Consider the following 17,429-nt stretch of genomic DNA (forward strand, 5'->3'; position numbering starts at 1 on the left):
TTTCGAACTATTCGATAAGGGCTTTTCTTTATTTATCTGTATAGGCGGCTGCCGCTGCCTAAGGGTAACGCAGGAAGTATCGATGCTGTAAGACAGACTTGAGGGGTGAGGTTAAGTTGGCAGGACAACTTGTTCAGTATGGTCGGCGAGCGAGGAGAAGCTACGCAAGGATCAGCGAGGTGCTGGAAGTCCCGAACCTGATTGAAATCCAACAAAAATCGTATGAAAAGTTTCTGGAAACCGATTTGATCGAGCTATTCCAGGACATTTCGCCGATTTCGGACTTTACGGGCAATCTATCGCTGGAATTTATCGACTATAGCTTAGGCGAGCCGAAATATTCGGTCGATGAGTCGAAGGAACGTGATGTCACGTATGCAGCCCCATTGCGGGTGAAGGTGCGTCTGTTCAATAAGGAAACGGGCGAAGTTAAGGAACAGGAAGTATTCATGGGCGATTTTCCGCTTATGACCGAGACAGGCACGTTTATCATCAACGGCGCAGAACGCGTTATCGTCAGCCAATTGGTTCGCTCCCCCAGTGTGTATTTCAGCACGAAGGTTGACAAGAACGGCAAGAAGACGTACACCGCAACGGTTATTCCTAACCGCGGCGCTTGGCTGGAGCTTGAAACAGACGCCAAGGATATCGTCTATGTTCGTATTGACCGGACCCGGAAAATCCCGGTAACGGTGCTTTTGCGTGCGCTTGGCTTCGGTACAGACGCTGAAATTCTGGATTTGCTCGGACATGACGAGTATATCCGCAATACGCTGGACAAGGACAGCACGGATTCCACGGAGAAAGCGCTCATTGAAATTTACGAGCGTTTGCGTCCGGGCGAGCCGCCTACCTTGGACAACGCGAAAAGCTTGCTGGTTGCACGCTTTTTCGATCCCAAACGATATGACCTGGCCAATGTCGGCCGTTACAAAATAAACAAGAAGCTCCACATCAAAAACCGCTTGTTCAATCAAAAGCTTGCGGAAAACCTGATCGATCCTTCCACCGGCGAAATTATCGCCGAGGCGGGCCAAATGATCGACCGTCGTTTGCTTGACGAGATTCTTGAGAAGCTGGAGAAAGACATTGGCTTCCGTACTTATCACGTCGCGACTGGAGTGCTTGATGCCGATAGTATACCACTGCAGGCTATCAGCGTATTCTCGCCGAACGACGAAGGCAAAGTCATTAAAGTGATTTCCAACGGCATTATCGACAAAGCAGTCAAGCATATTACGCCTGCGGACATCATTGCATCCATCAACTATTTCCTGAATTTGCTTCATGGCGTGGGAAGCACGGACGATATCGACCATCTGGGCAACCGCCGTCTGCGTTCTGTAGGTGAGCTGCTGCAAAACCAGTTCCGTATCGGCCTGTCCCGTATGGAGCGCGTCGTGCGCGAGCGCATGTCCATTCAGGATGCCAACGCGATTACGCCGCAGGCGCTGATCAACATTCGCCCGGTTATCGCGTCCATTAAAGAGTTTTTCGGTTCTTCGCAGCTGTCGCAGTTTATGGACCAGACGAACCCGCTAGCTGAACTTACGCACAAACGTCGTCTATCCGCGCTTGGACCGGGCGGTTTGACGCGCGAACGCGCGGGCTTTGAAGTACGGGACGTCCATCACTCCCACTATGGCCGCATGTGTCCGATCGAGACGCCTGAGGGACCGAACATCGGTCTGATCAACTCTCTGTCCACTTTTGCGCGAATTAACGAATATGGCTTTATCGAAGCGCCTTACCGTTGGGTAGATCCCAAATCGGGTACGGTTACGGACCAAATCGCCTATTTGACTGCGGACGAGGAAGACAACTACATTATCGCGCAAGCGAATGCCCAGTTGACTTCGGAGAACCAGTTTGCGGAAAAGCAAACCATCGTTCGTTACAATAAGCAGGCCGACAATATCCTGACAATGCCGAGCGACCGCGTCGACTACATGGACGTATCGCCGAAGCAGGTTGTATCCGTGGCGACGGCGCTGATTCCGTTCCTGGAGAACGATGACTCCAACCGCGCGCTCATGGGTTCCAACATGCAACGGCAGGCGGTTCCGCTTCTCATTCCGAAAGCGCCGTTTGTCGGTACAGGCATGGAGCATAAAGCTGCAAAGGATTCCGGCGTTTGCGTTGTTTCCAAATACGATGGCGTTATCGAGCGTTCCAGCGCCAACGAAATTTGGCTGCGCCGCGTCGAATTGATTGACGGCAAACCGGTTAACGGTGACCTGGTGAAGCACAAACTGCATAAGTTTATGCGTTCCAACCAAGGTACGTGCATCAATCAGCGTCCTCTTGTACGCAAGGGCGACATCATCAAAAAAGGCGATATCCTCGCCGACGGCCCGTCCACGGAAATGGGCGAGCTGGCACTGGGCCGCAACGTTGTCGTTGCCTTCATGACTTGGGAAGGCTACAACTACGAGGATGCGATCCTGCTTAGCGAAAAGCTGGTCAAGGAGGATGTTTACACCTCCATTCATATCGAGGAATACGAGTCCGAAGCTCGCGATACGAAGCTTGGACCTGAAGAAATTACGCGCGACATTCCGAACGTCGGCGAGGAGGCGCTTCGCAACCTCGACGAACGCGGCATCATCCGCGTAGGCGCCGAAATCGGCGCAGGCGACATCCTCGTGGGCAAGGTAACGCCTAAGGGCGTAACGGAGCTGACGGCGGAAGAACGCTTGCTGCACGCCATATTCGGCGAAAAAGCTCGCGAAGTACGCGACACCTCGCTGCGCGTTCCTCACGGAACTGACGGCATTGTCGTTGATGTTAAAGTCTTTACCCGCGAGAACGGCGATGAGCTGCCTCCGGGCGTCAATCAGCTGGTTCGCGCCTACATCGCTCAAAAACGGAAAATTTCCGAAGGCGACAAAATGGCGGGACGCCACGGCAACAAGGGCGTTATCGCCCGCATCATGCCAGAAGAAGATATGCCGTTCCTGCCGGACGGCACGCCGGTCGAGGTTGTTCTTAACCCGCTGGGCGTACCATCCCGGATGAACATCGGCCAGGCGCTGGAGGTTCACCTTGGCATGGCATGTAAGCATCTTGGCATCCACGCGGCAACGCCGGTATTCGACGGCGCGCGAGAAAACGATGTTTTCGACACGATGGAAGAAGCAGGCATGCAGCGCAACGGTAAAACGATTCTGTACGACGGACGCACAGGCGAATCCTTCGAGCGTGAAGTTACGGTCGGCGTCATGTACATGATCAAACTGGCGCACATGGTCGACGACAAAATCCATGCCCGTTCCACGGGTCCATACTCTCTCGTTACGCAGCAGCCGCTTGGCGGTAAAGCCCAGTTCGGCGGACAGCGCTTCGGCGAGATGGAAGTTTGGGCGCTCGAGGCCTACGGCGCGGCATATACGCTGCAGGAAATTTTGACCGTCAAGTCCGATGACGTGGTTGGCCGCGTGAAAACGTACGAATCCATCGTCAAAGGCGAAAATGTGCCGGAGCCAGGCGTTCCAGAATCGTTTAAGGTCTTGATCAAGGAGCTTCAAAGCCTTGGCATGGATGTCAAAATCCTGACCGAAAACGAGGAAGAAATCGAAATGAAAGAAATCGATGACGAGGACGAAGGCACAGGCGATAAGCTGAATCTCAATCTGGAAGGTTCAGAAGCAGGCGTTGAATAAATCATAAACTGAGCGTAGCGGCGGGTTCGGAAGCGAAGCCGCTGCTGCGCCGGTTACAGTCATACATGACGAAGGAGGGTTGCTCCTTGTTGGACGTTAACAACTTCGAGTATATGAAAATTGGTCTGGCTTCGCCGGATAAAATTCGCTCGTGGTCCCGCGGAGAAGTTAAAAAGCCGGAAACCATCAACTACAGGACGCTCAAACCGGAGAAGGAAGGTCTCTTCTGCGAAAAGATTTTTGGTCCTACAAAAGACTGGGAATGCCATTGCGGCAAATACAAGCGTGTACGTTATAAAGGCGTTGTCTGCGATCGCTGCGGCGTCGAAGTTACGCGCGCAAAAGTACGCCGCGAAAGAATGGGCCATATCGAGCTAGCCGCTCCGGTGTCTCATATCTGGTATTTCAAAGGAATTCCAAGCCGCATGGGTCTGGCTCTGGATATGTCCCCTCGCTCGCTTGAGGAGATCATTTACTTCGCATCCTATGTCGTAACCGATCCCGGTGATACGCCGCTGGAGAAAAAGCAACTGTTGTCCGAGAAGGAATACCGCAGCTACCGTGAAAAATACGGATACGGATTCCAAGCCGGCATGGGCGCCGAAGCCGTCAAAAAGCTGCTTCAGGATATCGATGTGGATCGCGAGCTTGACACGCTGAAGGAAGAGCTGCGCACGGCTCAAGGCCAACGCCGCAACCGCGCGATCAAGCGCCTTGAAGTAATCGAAGCGTTCCGCAACTCCGGAAATGCGCCGGAGTGGATGATTCTGGACGTGCTGCCTGTCATCCCGCCGGAACTTCGTCCAATGGTTCAGCTTGACGGCGGCCGTTTCGCAACGTCCGACCTGAATGACCTGTACCGCCGCGTCATTAACCGGAATAACCGTCTGAAGCGTCTTTTGGATCTGGGCGCTCCCGACATTATCGTACAAAACGAAAAACGGATGCTGCAGGAAGCAGTTGACGCCTTGATCGACAATGGCCGTCGCGGCCGTCCTGTAACAGGTCCTGGCAACCGTCCTCTGAAATCGCTCAGCCACATGCTGAAAGGTAAACAAGGCCGTTTCCGTCAGAACTTGCTGGGTAAACGCGTTGACTACTCCGGTCGTTCCGTTATCGTCGTAGGTCCAAACCTGAAGATGTTCCAATGCGGTCTGCCTAAAGAGATGGCGCTGGAGCTGTTTAAGCCTTTTGTTATGAAAGAGCTGGTTAACAAAGGTCTGGCCCACAATATCAAGAGTGCGAAGCGCAAAGTAGAACGCGTCAGCCCCGAGGTATGGGATGTGCTGGAGGAAGTTATCAAGGAGCATCCGGTTCTTCTGAACCGTGCCCCCACACTTCACAGACTGGGTATCCAGGCGTTTGAACCGATTCTGGTGGAAGGCCGCGCAATCAAGCTGCATCCGCTGGTATGTACGGCATACAACGCCGACTTTGACGGCGACCAAATGGCCGTTCACGTTCCGCTGTCCGCAGAAGCTCAAGCTGAAGCTCGTTTGCTCATGTTGGCATCGGGCAACATTTTGAACCCTAAAGACGGCAAACCTGTTGTTACGCCTTCGCAGGATATGGTTCTTGGCAGTTACTACCTGACCATGGACAACAAAGAGTCCAAAGGTTCGGGCGCTGTCTTTGCATCCGTGAATGAAGCGATCTCCGCTTATCAACGCGGTATTGTTTCCTTGCATGCGCGTATCTTGATTCCTGCTAAAGTTCTGAATAAAAAGAGCTTTACGGAACAACAACAGAAATCGCTGCTTATTACGACGGTCGGCAAAGTTATTTTTAACGAAATTTTCCCGACGGACTTCCCATTCATTAACGAAGCGACAAAGGTTAACCTGCTTCAAGGCACACCTGACAAATACTTCGTTTATGAAAAAGGTTCCGATCTGGTGAAACTCGCTGAAGAGCTTCCAACTCCGGGCGCGGTAGGCAAGGACTACTTGGCTTTGATCATTGCGGAGTGCTTCCGTCAATACCATACAACGCTGACTGCGATTATTTTGGACCGCATCAAGCAGCTTGGCTTTACCTATTCCACTAAAGCGGGGATTACGATCGGTGTATCCGACGTTATTATCCCGAAAGAAAAAGCGGAAATTATGAAAGCCTCCGATGAAAAAGTCGCTACGGTAATGAACCAATACCGTCGCGGTCTGATTACGAACGAAGAACGTTACGATCGTATTATCAGCATCTGGAGCAAATGTAAGGATGAAATTACCGAAGTGCTCATGAAGTCCATGGATCGCTACAACAACATCATGTTGATGGTGGACTCCAAGGCGCGGGGTAACAAATCCCAGATTACTCAGCTTGGCGGCATGCGCGGTCTGATGGCGAACCCGTCCGGCCGTATCATCGAATTGCCGATCAAATCGAACTTCCGCGAAGGCCTGACGGTCTTGGAATACTTTATTTCCACTCACGGCGCGCGGAAAGGTCTTGCCGATACGGCGCTTCGTACCGCTGACTCCGGTTACTTGACCCGTCGTCTCGTCGATGTTGCGCAGGACGTAATTGTGCGCGAAGACGATTGCGGAACGGACAAAGGCTTTAGCGTAAGCAAAATCCAGGATGGCAAAGAGGTTATCGAAGATCTGTACGACCGTATTGAAGGCCGTTATGCGTTCGAGACCGTTCGTCATCCGCAGACCGGCGAAATCATTGTTAACCGCAATGATCTCATCGATGCCGGAAAAGCAGACGAAATCATTTCGGCCGGCGTAGAGCGCCTGCAAATCCGCTCTGTTCTGAGCTGCCGCGCCCGTCACGGCGTCTGCAAAATTTGTTACGGACGCAACCTTGCTACAGGCAAGCATGTTGAGATCGGCGAAGCGGTTGGTATTATCGCTGCCCAATCCATCGGCGAGCCGGGAACACAGCTCACGATGCGTACGTTCCATACCGGCGGCGTAGCCGGCGACGATATCACGCAAGGTTTGCCGCGTATCCAGGAGTTGTTCGAGGCCCGTAATCCAAAAGGCCAAGCGATTATCTCCGAGCTGGACGGCGTCATCAAGGAAATTCGCGAAGCCAAGGACCGTCGCGAAATCGAGGTTCAAGGCGAAGCGGAATCCAAAGTGTATTCCGTTACCTATGGTTCCCGTATCCGCGTAGCGGAAGGCCAACAAATCGAAGCCGGCGACGAGCTGACCGACGGATCTATCGATCCTAAGGATATGCTGCGCATCAAAGGCATCCGAGGCGTGCAGAACTACATTCTGCAAGAGGTTCAGCGCGTTTACCGGAACCAGGGCGTTGAGATCAACGACAAACACGTTGAAGTTATGATCAAGCAGATGCTTCGCAAAATCCGTATCGTGGACGCAGGGGATACAACTCTTCTGCCAGGCGCATTCGTAGACATTCATGAATACGAAGCAGCCAACCGCGAGGCGATTTTTGCCGACAAAGAACCTGCGGTTGCCAAGCCGGTATTGCTTGGTATTACAAAAGCTTCCCTTGAGACGGATTCCTTCTTGTCCGCAGCATCCTTCCAGGAGACCACTCGTGTCCTGACAGATGCAGCGATCAAAGGCAAGGTCGACCAATTGCTCGGCCTGAAGGAAAATGTTATCATCGGCAAGCTGATCCCTGCAGGAACAGGCATGCATCGCTATCGCAACATTCGTCTGACTGGTCTGGAAGAGGAGACTCTGGAAGGCGAAGTTCAGGAAGAAACAGCGGAAGCTGTTGTCGTTGAATAAATAAAAGTCTTGTAAAGGCAGAATAGCAGTCGCTTGCATTCACTGATTCTAGGGGATGCAAGCGGCTGTTATGCTTTAATCAAGCAATGACTATAAACTTGGAACTTCCCGCTTGACATGTGGATAGGGGAAGTGATAATATATCGAAGTGTGCCTAACAGCCAGGCTTGTAGCACAGCATTGATCAATTATGAACCGCCTGGATCTGTGGGCTTAAATGTAGGGTGAAATGTCTACCACATAAAGACATGAATAAGGGGAAGGGGGTGGCAACCAAAATGCCAACTATTAACCAGCTCGTTCGCAAAGGACGTCAAGCGAAAGTCGTTAAATCGAAATCGCCAGCCTTGCAAAAAGGCTTTAATGCTCTGAAACGTGAAGCTACTGATATCAGCGCGCCTCAAAAACGCGGTGTCTGCACTCGTGTAGGAACGATGACTCCGAAAAAACCGAACTCCGCGCTTCGTAAATATGCGCGTGTGCGTTTGTCCAACCGTGTAGAGGTTACAGCGTACATTCCAGGTATCGGTCATAACCTGCAAGAGCACAGCGTTGTTTTGATCCGCGGCGGTCGTGTTAAAGACCTTCCGGGCGTGCGTTACCATATTGTTCGTGGTGCACTGGATACAGCGGGTGTTAACAACCGTAACCAGGCTCGTTCCAAATACGGCACGAAACGTCCTAAAGTTAAGAAATAAGACCGCGCTCTAAGCGGGCCGGATTGAATGGATTCACTCCATTTTGTTACAAAGTAATCCACTATTAAAAGAAAGGGGGACTTTTTCATGCCACGCAAAGGTCCTGTTACAAAACGCGACGTATTGCCGGATCCGGTGTACCATAGCAAACTGGTTACTCGTTTGATTAACCGAATTATGGTTGACGGAAAAAGAGGCGTAGCGCAAACTTTGCTGTATGATGCATTCAAGCTCATTCAAGAGCGTTCGGGAAATGATCCGATGGAAGTATTCGAAGCAGCAATGAAAAACATCATGCCTGTACTTGAGGTTAAAGCTCGTCGTGTTGGCGGCTCCAACTATCAAGTGCCAATCGAAGTTAAGCCTGAGCGCCGTACGGCACTTGCTCTTCGTTGGTTGGTAAACTACTCCCGCAACCGCGGCGAAAAAACAATGGTTGAACGTTTGGCTGCTGAAATTCTTGACGCATCCAACAACACGGGCGCATCGGTTAAAAAACGTGAAGACACGCACAAAATGGCTGATGCAAACAGAGCGTTTGCTCACTACCGCTGGTAGAATTATAATGATTGAAAGGAGACGATTTTATGTCAAGAGAGTTCTCCTTGGAAAATACGCGTAATATCGGGATTATGGCGCATATTGACGCTGGTAAAACCACAACAACTGAACGGATCTTGTTCTTCACGGGCCGTACCCACAAAATCGGCGAGGTGCACGAAGGTGCAGCGACGATGGACTGGATGGAACAGGAGCAAGAGCGCGGCATCACGATTACGTCTGCCGCTACAACCGCTCAATGGAAGGGTAACCGCATTAATATTATCGACACCCCAGGTCACGTTGACTTCACAGTTGAAGTTGAACGTTCCCTGCGCGTATTGGACGGGGCCGTTGGGGTTTTCAGTGCGAAAGAAGGCGTTGAGCCTCAGTCCGAAACTGTATGGCGTCAAGCTGACCGCTACGGTGTTCCACGGATCGCTTATGTCAACAAAATGGATATCATCGGTGCAGACTACCTCAATGTCGTAAAAGACATGCGTGAGCGTCTGCAAGCCAATGCGGTAGCTATCCAGCTTCCAATTGGTGCCGAGTCCGATTTCCTTGGCGTAATCGACATCATCGAGCGCGTTGCTTACACGTACAAAGACGACTTGGGCAAAGACCCAATCCAAGGCCCGATTCCTGCAGAATATGCAGATCAGGTTGAAGAGCTTCGCAATGAATTGGTAGAGAAAGTTGCTGAGCTGGATGAAGAACTGACTATGAAATATCTGGAAGGTGAAGAAATCACCGTTGCAGAATTGAAAGCAGTACTTCGCAAAGGTGTTTGCGAAGTTAAAATCTTCCCGGTTGTAGCAGGCTCCTCGTACCGCAACAAAGGTGTTCAGCTTGTTCTGGACGCTGTTGTTGACTACCTGCCTGCACCAGTGGATGTACCTGCCATTAAAGGTACGCTTGAAGATGGTGAGGAAGCGGTTCGTCCTTCTTCCGACACTGAGCCATTCTCCGCATTGGCCTTCAAAATCATGACTGACCCATACGTGGGCAGACTGACGTTCTTCCGTGTGTACTCGGGTATCCTGAAATCCGGTTCGTATGTTCTGAACGCAACAAAGAACAAACGTGAGCGGATTGGCCGGATTCTTCAAATGCACGCGAACAGCCGTCAAGAAATCTCGGAAGTGTATTCTGGTGACATCGCCGCTGCCGTTGGTCTTAAAGACACAACTACGGGCGACACACTGTGCGACGAGAAGTTCCCGATTGTACTTGAATCCATGAACTTCCCAGAGCCGGTTATCCAAATCGCTATCGAGCCTAAGACAAAAGCGGACCAGGACAAATTGGGCGTTGCTATCTCGAAGCTCGCCGAAGAAGATCCAACGTTCCGTGCTTACACAGACGAAGAAACGAATCAAACGATCATCGCGGGTATGGGTGAGCTTCACCTTGAAATCCTCGTTGACCGGATGTTCCGTGAATTCAAGGTTGAGACCAATGTCGGCAAGCCGCAGGTTGCATACCGTGAAACATTCCGTCTGGGTGCTAAAGTCGAAGGTAAATTCGTTCGTCAATCCGGCGGTAAAGGCCAATTTGGTCATTGTTGGGTTGAGTTCGAACCGCAAGAGGCTGGAGCAGGTTTTACATTTGAAAGCAAAGTAGTCGGCGGCGCTATTCCTCGCGAATACATCGCTCCGATTCAAGCAGGTATCGAAGAGTCGATGAAAAACGGCGTTCTTGCCGGCTTCCCGCTCGTTGATATCAAAGCGACTGTTGTCGATGGTTCATACCATGACGTCGACTCCTCGGAAATGGCGTTTAAAATTGCCGGCTCCCTGGCGCTTAAAGCTGCTAAAGACAAATGTAAACCAGTCCTTCTTGAGCCAATCATGAAGGTAGAAGTAACCGTTCCTGAAGAATACATGGGCGACGTTATGGGCATGCTGAACTCCCGTCGTGGTCGCATCGAAGGTATGGATTCCCGCGCTGGTGCGCAAATTATCCGTGCTAAGGTGCCTCTCTCCGAGATGTTTGGTTACTCCACAACACTTCGTTCCGGTACACAAGGACGCGGCGTATTCTCTATGGAGCTTTCCCATTACGAGGAAGTTCCTAAATCGATCTCTGAAGAGATCATCGCGAAGCATAGAGGCGGAGAATAGTTCTCCAAACGGCAATGCTCGCTCAACCGTTTGTTTTTGGTCCCGCCGGACGTGTACGCACAACCGGCGTCGGCCCGCACATAAAAATCAAGATATATTGAGGAGGACTCAGTTCAATGGCTAAGGCAAAATTTGAACGTAATAAACCGCATGTTAACATCGGTACTATTGGTCACGTCGACCATGGTAAAACAACTCTTACAGCTGCGATCACAACTGTACTTTCCAAAAAATACGGCGGTGCTGCAATCGCATTTGACCAAATCGACAAAGCTCCAGAAGAGCGCGAGCGCGGTATCACTATCTCCACTGCTCACGTTGAGTATGAGACTCCTAACCGTCACTATGCTCACGTTGACTGCCCAGGTCACGCCGACTATGTTAAAAACATGATCACTGGCGCTGCACAAATGGACGGAGCTATCCTGGTAGTATCCGCTTCTGACGGCCCAATGCCACAAACGCGCGAGCACATCCTGCTCTCCCGCCAAGTAGGCGTTCCTTACATCGTTGTATTCCTTAACAAATGCGACATGGTTGAAGACGAAGAGCTTCTTGAGCTGGTTGAAATGGAAGTTCGCGACCTTCTTTCCGAGTATGAGTTCCCAGGCGACGACACTCCAATCGTTCGTGGTGCTGCTCGTGAAGCCCTGCAAAACCCAGAAGGCCCTTGGGCTGACAAAATCGTTGAGCTGTTTGAGCATGTTGACTCTTACATCCCAACTCCAGAGCGCGACACAGCTAAGCCTTTCCTTATGCCTGTCGAGGACGTATTCACGATCACTGGTCGTGGTACAGTTGCAACAGGCCGTATCGATCGTGGCGTAGTTAAAGTTGGCGACGAAATCGAAATCATCGGTTTGCAAGAAGAAACTCGCAAATCCGTTGTTACGGGCGTAGAAATGTTCCGTAAGCTGATGGACTCCGCTCAAGCGGGCGACAACATCGGCGCATTGCTTCGCGGTGTAGACCGTAAAGACATCGAGCGTGGTCAAGTTTTGGCTAAACCGGCTTCCGTTAAGCCACACACAAACTTCACTGCTCAAATCTACGTTCTGACTAAAGAAGAGGGTGGCCGTCACAAGCCTTTCTTCACAGGCTACCGTCCACAATTCTATTTCCGTACAACTGACGTAACAGGTATCATCAACCTGCCAGAAGGTACTGAAATGGTTATGCCTGGCGACAACATCACTGTTACAGTTGAACTGATCGCTCCAATCGCTGTTGAAGAAGGAACTCGCTTCTCCATCCGTGAAGGCGGCCGTACAGTTGGCGCCGGCGCTGTTGCAACTATCCAAAAATAATGTATTGCGACATTAGTCGCTTTGCATGCAAAACCCTCACTTCGGTGAGGGTTTTTTTGTGTTTTATATAACGAATTGTCAAGTATTCTCGGTAACTTTACATTGACTATAAACATGACATCGACTTAATATAAAACGTATAGTCAGCTAGGGGCTTAGCTCTATCACATTGCTTCCCCAGTGCAAAGTGTTGAAGCGGTGGTCTGGACAAGCCCGCATACCATTGGTCATTAAGAAACAGAATATAATGAAAGGGGTTTTTGAAAATGAAAAAGAAAACAATGCTGGGTCTATTGCTGGCGGCCGTCATGGTGATTATGGCAGCCTGCGGAGGCGGCAACGGCGGCAAAACCAATGAAGGAGGCGCTGCAGGCGAAGGATCTGCTAACGGCGGCGCAACAGGCGGAGATGAAAAGGTATATAACATTGCGATTTCGCAAATCGTTGAGCATCCTTCATTAGATTCCACCCGATTGGGATTTTTGAAGGCGCTTGAGGATGCAGGTTATGTTGAAGGCAAAAATCTTAAAATTGATTACAATAATGCTCAAGGCGATCCTAATAACTTCAAGCCGATCGCTGAGAAAATTGCCTCTAATAAACCGGACCTTGCACTTGGTATCGCTACGCCAAATACTCAGGTGCTGGTAGACGAGATAAAAGATTTTCCGGTGTTGTTTGCAGCAGTTACCGATCCGGTTGATTCCGGAATCGTGTCGCAGCTGGAAGCTCCGGGCGGCAATGTGACAGGCGCTTCCGATACAAATCCGGATGCAATTGTGCAGACCATTGATTTTATCGCCAAAGAAATTGCTGATGTCAAAAGCGTAGGCCTTATTATTGACGAATCTCAGGATAATGCGGTCTATATGAGCAAAGTGGCTGAAGAGGCTCTTGCCAAACACAACATTCAGTTGGTAAAAGCGGCAGTAGCCAATGTGTCGGATATCCAGCAAGCCGCTCAATCCCTGGTGGGTCGCGTTCAAGCCATCTACATTACATTGGATAACACCGTTGTTCAAGGCGCGGAGAGCATCATTGATGTGGCCAACGCGAACGACATTCCATTTTTCTCGGCTGACCGAGATACGGTAGAAAAGGGCGCTTTTGCAACAGTTGGATTCAAATATTATGATCATGGTTACGAAGTGGGACAAATGGCAGTCGAAATTTTGAAAGGTAAAAACCCGGGCGAAATGAACGTAACCAGACCGCAGAAGCTGGACTTTATCATGAATTTGAATGCGGCGGAGGAACAAGGCATTACTGTAACGGATGAAATGAAGGCCTATGTTAAAGATGCAGAAAACAACCTGATTCAATAATGAATGGTTCATGCTGCATAACGTGTTTAAATGGGGTGGACCGGATTATGGTCACCCCATTGTCATGAAGTTGGGAGGCGATTTTGTTGCTGACATCGATTAGCGGCGCTATCGAGGCTGGTTTGCTCTATGCATTAATGGCGCTTGGCGTTTATATCACATTTCGTATTCTTGATTTTCCCGATCTGACTGTGGACGGAAGTTTTACGACCGGTGCTGCCGTTGGCGCCACCATGACCATAGCGGGTAGCCCTCCATGGCTTTCGCTGCTGGGGGCATTCATAAGCGGAGGGCTGGCAGGCGTATGTACGGGCTTGCTCCATACAAAAGGCAAAATCAACGGATTGTTGTCCGGCATCATCATGATGATCGCGCTCTATTCCATCAATCTTCGCATATTGGGAAAACCGAATTTGTCGCTTCGGGGCGAGGCGAATATTTTCCAGAACGGCGCTTCGCAGTTATTGATTGGGGGAATCCTGGTTATTGCGGCGGTTGTGCTGCTGGTTTTGTTCTTCAAAACCGATCTTGGACTTAGCCTTAGAGGCACGGGCGACAATAATCGCATGATACGCAGCTTTGGGGCAAATACGGACATGAGCATTATTTTGGGAGTGGGGCTTTCCAACGCTTTGGTGGCATGCTCTGGCGCTCTCGTTGCGTATTCGCAAAATGCGGCAAATAATTTGATGGGTATCGGCATGATCGTAATCGGCCTGGCTTCGGTTATTATCGGCGAAGCGATCGTGGGAGCCCGTACCGTCTTGCGGGCGCTTATAGCGGTGGTGATCGGGGCGATTATTTACCGAGTCATCTACGCGCTGGCTTTGCGTGTTCCTGGCTTGGACGCACAGGATATGAAGCTGATTACGGCGGTTATTATTATAGGTGCTTTGGTTATTCCTGCGATCCGGCGCACGCTCAAAGAAAAATCTGTGGGAAAAAAGCGCACCGAGCAAGTGTTGGCCTCTCTTGGCAGCAATAAAACGGGAGGTGTTCGCTGATGCTGAAAATCGAAAGTGTATCCAAGCTGTTTAATCCCGGGACCGTCGATGAAAAAATAGCTTTGCTGAACGGAAACCTTCATTTAAAAGCCGGCGACTTCGTTACGGTTATCGGGAGTAACGGCGCGGGCAAGTCTACTTTAATGAATATTATTTCCGGCGTTATGAAACCTGATGCCGGGAAGGTGTGGATAGATGGATATGATGTAAGCCTATTGCCTGAGCATAAGCGGAGCAAGTGGATCGGGCGGGTATTTCAGGATCCAATGGCGGGCACTGCTCCGCGGATGACCATTGAGGAAAATTTGGCGATTGCCTACAAGCGCGGCAAAACACGGGGATTAAGCTTTGGCATCAACAGCAAGCTCCGAAAGGTTTTCCGTCAAGAATTGTCGAGTCTTGGCATTGGTTTGGAGAATCGTCTCGGCGCTAAAGTAGGTCTGCTCTCAGGCGGCGAGAGACAGGCGCTCAGCCTTTTGATGGCAACCTTTACCCGCCCGCAAATCTTGCTGCTTGACGAGCATACGGCTGCTTTAGATCCCGCCAGGGCGGAGCTCGTAACTACGCTCACGGAAACCATCGTGAGAGAGCTGAAGCTGACTACCTTGATGGTCACTCATAACATGGAGCAGGCCATTCGGCTCGGCAACCGATTAATCATGATGGACAAGGGCAAGATTATTCTCCAGGTAGATGACAACCGCAAGGATAATCTGACTGTTGAGCAATTGTTAGGCGAGTTCGAAGCAATCAGCGGCAAGAAGATGGCGGATGACCGGGTTGTGCTGGGATAAGCATGGAAGAATAGCAATGGAGTAACGCGCGCGCGATCGGCTGGAACAAGCCGGAAGCATGCGCGTTTTTATGTGCGTGCAAAACGGTTCTATATAATAGAAGAAACCCGATAAAGAGGCTTGCTCAAAAGGCGATTTTTGCATTAAAAACTTTTAGTTGCATTCGCCCGCCTAATTGTATATAATATTGACTGTTGGTCTGACGTTGCGTTGATGTGAGAGGTTGCCGACACACCCGGCCCCTTTGCCATGGGACCTGTGGCGGGTTATTCTCACGGAGTATGTCCGATTAAAAAATTGGGCGATAGAAGGAGGGACTTATATGGCAAAGCAAAAGATTCGTATCCGCTTGAAAGCATACGATCACAGAATTCTTGATCAATCCGCAGAGAAAATCGTGGAAACTGCAAAACGTTCCGGTGCAGGCGTATCCGGGCCGATTCCGTTGCCAACGGAAAAGCAAATTATCACTATTCTTCGTGCGGTTCACAAGTACAAGGATTCCCGTGAGCAATTCGAAATGCGCACACACAAGCGCTTGATCGATATTGTGAATCCGACGCCGCAAACTGTTGATGCGCTGATGCGCCTTGACTTGCCGTCCGGTGTGGACATCGAAATCAAGCTGTAAAGTTATACACAAGTAAACATGTGATAGACGATCATAGAGAGGAAACGAGGTGTCAACATGAAAGGTATCTTAGGGAAAAAGCTTGGAATGACGCAAGTATTTACGCCTGAAGGCAACGTTATTCCTGTAACGGTTATCGAGGCTGGCCCTTGCGTGGTTCTCCAGAAGAAAGATGTGGAGACTGACGGCTACGAGGCAGTACAGCTCGGTTTCTCCGATAAGAAAGAAAAAAGAGCGACTAAACCAGAGATCGGCCATGCTAAAAAAGCAGGTTCGACTCCTAAGCGCTACGTTCGCGAAATTCGCGGTATCAACCTTGGTGAGTTTGAAGTTGGCCAGGAAGTTAAAGCTGACTTGTTCGCGGAGGGCGAATTTGTTGACGTAACAGGTATTTCCAAAGGTAAAGGCTTTGCCGGCGTTATCAAACGTTGGGGACAAAGCACGGGACCTATGTCCCACGGTTCCCGCTACCACCGCGGACCAGGTTCCATGGGTTCCATCCAGGCTAACCGCGTGCCTAAAGGCAAACGCCTGCCAGGACATATGGGTCATGAAACCATCACGATTCAAAAGCTTGAAGTTATTCGCGTAGACGCTGAGCGTAACGTGATTCTGGTTAAAGGCTCCGTGCCTGGACCTAAAAACGGTTTTGTGAAAGTGAAAGAAACCGTTAAGAAATAAATGGTGAGAAAGAAAGGAGGAACACGAAATGCCAAAAGTAACAGTATTTAATGTGAGCGGTTCGCAAGTTGGCGAATTGGAACTGGCGGATAGCGTATTCGGTATTCAGCCTAATACTCATGTTATGCACAGCGCAGTCATTCTGCAGCAAGCTGCAGAGCGTCAAGGATCGCACAAAACGAAAGGTCGCTCCGAAGTACGCGGCGGCGGTCGCAAGCCTTGGAAACAAAAAGGCACTGGCCGCGCTCGTCAAGGCAGCATTCGCTCCCCGCAATGGGTTGGCGGCGGTACTGTATTTGGTCCAACGCCACGCTCGTACGGCTTCAAGCTTCCTAAGAAGGTTCGCCGTCTTGCAATCAAATCGGCTCTTTCTTCTAAAGTAATTGCCGAAAACATCATCGTTTTGGATCAGCTGACATTTGCAGCTCCTAAAACGAAAGAATTCAAAAACATTCTGAACAACCTGAAAGCCGATCGTAAAGCTTTGGTTGTTACAGCCAACTACGAGGATAATGTGGCATTGTCCGCACGCAACATCCCCGGCGTGAAGTTCGTCGCTGCTGACGGCATCAATGTTCGCGATGTGCTTGTGTATGACAAGCTGATCATTACCAAAGAAGCGGTTGAGAAAGTACAGGAGGTGTTTGCGTAATGAAAAACCCTCGCGATATTATCAAGCGCCCAGTTATTACAGAACGTACGAGCGATTACATGGCTGTCAAACGTTACGTGTTTGAAGTTGATCTTCGTGCGAACAAAACGGAAATCAAACAAGCTGTAGAACAAATTTTTGGCGTTAAAGTAACCAGCGTGAACACAATGCGTGTTGCAGGTAAGCCAAAACGCTATGGCAAACATAGCGGCTACAGACCTGACTGGAAAAAAGCAATCGTTCAACTGAGCGATGACAGCAAAGAACTTGAGTTCTTTGAAACGTCTGTTTAGAAA

13 protein-coding genes are annotated in these 17,429 nt (G+C 50.2%); all 13 read left to right on the forward strand.

All coding sequences use genetic code 11. The features are described from left to right. The first annotated feature begins 116 nt into the window (after positions 1 to 116). The 13 genes from rpoB (at position 117) to rplW (ending at position 17,426) form a co-directional block, all read left to right on the forward strand. The gene (rpoB, locus tag ACX93W_RS24055; protein WP_459394927.1) at positions 117 to 3,662 is read left to right on the forward strand and encodes a DNA-directed RNA polymerase subunit beta; all 3,546 of its coding nucleotides are present in this window, start codon (positions 117 to 119) and stop codon (positions 3,660 to 3,662) included. 86 nt (positions 3,663 to 3,748) lie between these two features. Beyond that, positions 3,749 to 7,375 (forward strand): DNA-directed RNA polymerase subunit beta', encoded by a 3,627-nt coding sequence (rpoC, locus tag ACX93W_RS24060; RefSeq protein ID WP_459394928.1) that lies wholly within the window; start codon positions 3,749 to 3,751, stop codon positions 7,373 to 7,375. A gap of 278 nt (positions 7,376 to 7,653) precedes the next feature. Next, the gene (rpsL, locus tag ACX93W_RS24065; protein ID WP_068679382.1) at positions 7,654 to 8,073 is read left to right on the forward strand and encodes a 30S ribosomal protein S12; all 420 of its coding nucleotides are present in this window, start codon (positions 7,654 to 7,656) and stop codon (positions 8,071 to 8,073) included. Between the two features lie 87 nt (positions 8,074 to 8,160). Further along, complete coding sequence (gene rpsG, locus ACX93W_RS24070; RefSeq protein ID WP_068679380.1) at positions 8,161 to 8,631, forward strand: 30S ribosomal protein S7; 471 nt, start codon at positions 8,161 to 8,163, stop codon at positions 8,629 to 8,631. Between the two features lie 29 nt (positions 8,632 to 8,660). Continuing rightward, positions 8,661 to 10,739: an elongation factor G gene (fusA, locus tag ACX93W_RS24075; RefSeq protein WP_459394929.1), complete on the forward strand. Its 2,079-nt coding sequence runs from the start codon at positions 8,661 to 8,663 to the stop codon at positions 10,737 to 10,739. A 116-nt stretch (positions 10,740 to 10,855) separates the two neighbouring features. Continuing rightward, the gene (gene tuf, locus ACX93W_RS24080; RefSeq protein WP_459394930.1) at positions 10,856 to 12,046 is read left to right on the forward strand and encodes an elongation factor Tu; all 1,191 of its coding nucleotides are present in this window, start codon (positions 10,856 to 10,858) and stop codon (positions 12,044 to 12,046) included. 266 nt (positions 12,047 to 12,312) lie between these two features. Beyond that, positions 12,313 to 13,371 carry an ABC transporter substrate-binding protein gene (locus tag ACX93W_RS24085; RefSeq protein WP_459394931.1) on the forward strand — a complete coding sequence of 353 codons (1,059 nt, stop codon included), beginning with the start codon at positions 12,313 to 12,315 and terminating at the stop codon, positions 13,369 to 13,371. An 86-nt stretch (positions 13,372 to 13,457) separates the two neighbouring features. Further along, on the forward strand, positions 13,458 to 14,375 hold the full coding sequence (locus tag ACX93W_RS24090) for an ABC transporter permease (RefSeq protein ID WP_459394932.1): 918 nt from the start codon (positions 13,458 to 13,460) through the stop codon (positions 14,373 to 14,375). Then, positions 14,375 to 15,169 (forward strand): ABC transporter ATP-binding protein, encoded by a 795-nt coding sequence (locus ACX93W_RS24095; RefSeq protein ID WP_459394933.1) that lies wholly within the window; start codon positions 14,375 to 14,377, stop codon positions 15,167 to 15,169. Before ACX93W_RS24090 ends, ACX93W_RS24095 begins: the two co-directional genes overlap by 1 nt. Positions 15,170 to 15,491: 322 nt before the next feature. Continuing rightward, positions 15,492 to 15,800, forward strand: coding sequence for a 30S ribosomal protein S10 (rpsJ, locus tag ACX93W_RS24100; protein ID WP_005544556.1), 309 nt, complete (start codon positions 15,492 to 15,494; stop codon positions 15,798 to 15,800). Positions 15,801 to 15,857: 57 nt separating this feature from the next. Then, positions 15,858 to 16,481, forward strand: a complete 624-nt coding sequence (gene rplC / locus ACX93W_RS24105) for a 50S ribosomal protein L3 (protein WP_459394934.1) — start codon at positions 15,858 to 15,860, stop codon at positions 16,479 to 16,481. 28 nt (positions 16,482 to 16,509) lie between these two features. Further along, on the forward strand, positions 16,510 to 17,133 hold the full coding sequence (gene rplD / locus ACX93W_RS24110; protein WP_459394935.1) for a 50S ribosomal protein L4: 624 nt from the start codon (positions 16,510 to 16,512) through the stop codon (positions 17,131 to 17,133). Next, positions 17,133 to 17,426: a 50S ribosomal protein L23 gene (gene rplW / locus ACX93W_RS24115; protein WP_459394936.1), complete on the forward strand. Its 294-nt coding sequence runs from the start codon at positions 17,133 to 17,135 to the stop codon at positions 17,424 to 17,426. The genes rplD and rplW overlap by 1 nt, the downstream gene beginning before the upstream one ends. The last annotated feature ends 3 nt before the right edge of the window (positions 17,427 to 17,429 follow it).

This window comes from Paenibacillus sp. CAU 1782 (assembly GCF_054551715.1).

Excerpts from the sequence above, each read along its gene's own strand:
- rpsL (WP_068679382.1), top strand. The coding sequence starts at position 7,654 with ATGCCAACTATTAACCAGCTCGTTCGCAAAGGACGTCAAGCGAAAGTC.
- rpsG (WP_068679380.1), top strand. The coding sequence starts at position 8,161 with ATGCCACGCAAAGGTCCTGTTACAAAACGCGACGTATTGCCGGATCCG.
- fusA (WP_459394929.1), top strand. The coding sequence starts at position 8,661 with ATGTCAAGAGAGTTCTCCTTGGAAAATACGCGTAATATCGGGATTATG.
- tuf (WP_459394930.1), top strand. The coding sequence starts at position 10,856 with ATGGCTAAGGCAAAATTTGAACGTAATAAACCGCATGTTAACATCGGT.
- ACX93W_RS24085 (WP_459394931.1), top strand. The coding sequence starts at position 12,313 with ATGAAAAAGAAAACAATGCTGGGTCTATTGCTGGCGGCCGTCATGGTG.
- ACX93W_RS24095 (WP_459394933.1), top strand. The coding sequence starts at position 14,375 with ATGCTGAAAATCGAAAGTGTATCCAAGCTGTTTAATCCCGGGACCGTC.
- rpsJ (WP_005544556.1), top strand. The coding sequence starts at position 15,492 with ATGGCAAAGCAAAAGATTCGTATCCGCTTGAAAGCATACGATCACAGA.
- rplC (WP_459394934.1), top strand. The coding sequence starts at position 15,858 with ATGAAAGGTATCTTAGGGAAAAAGCTTGGAATGACGCAAGTATTTACG.
- rplD (WP_459394935.1), top strand. The coding sequence starts at position 16,510 with ATGCCAAAAGTAACAGTATTTAATGTGAGCGGTTCGCAAGTTGGCGAA.
- rplW (WP_459394936.1), top strand. The coding sequence starts at position 17,133 with ATGAAAAACCCTCGCGATATTATCAAGCGCCCAGTTATTACAGAACGT.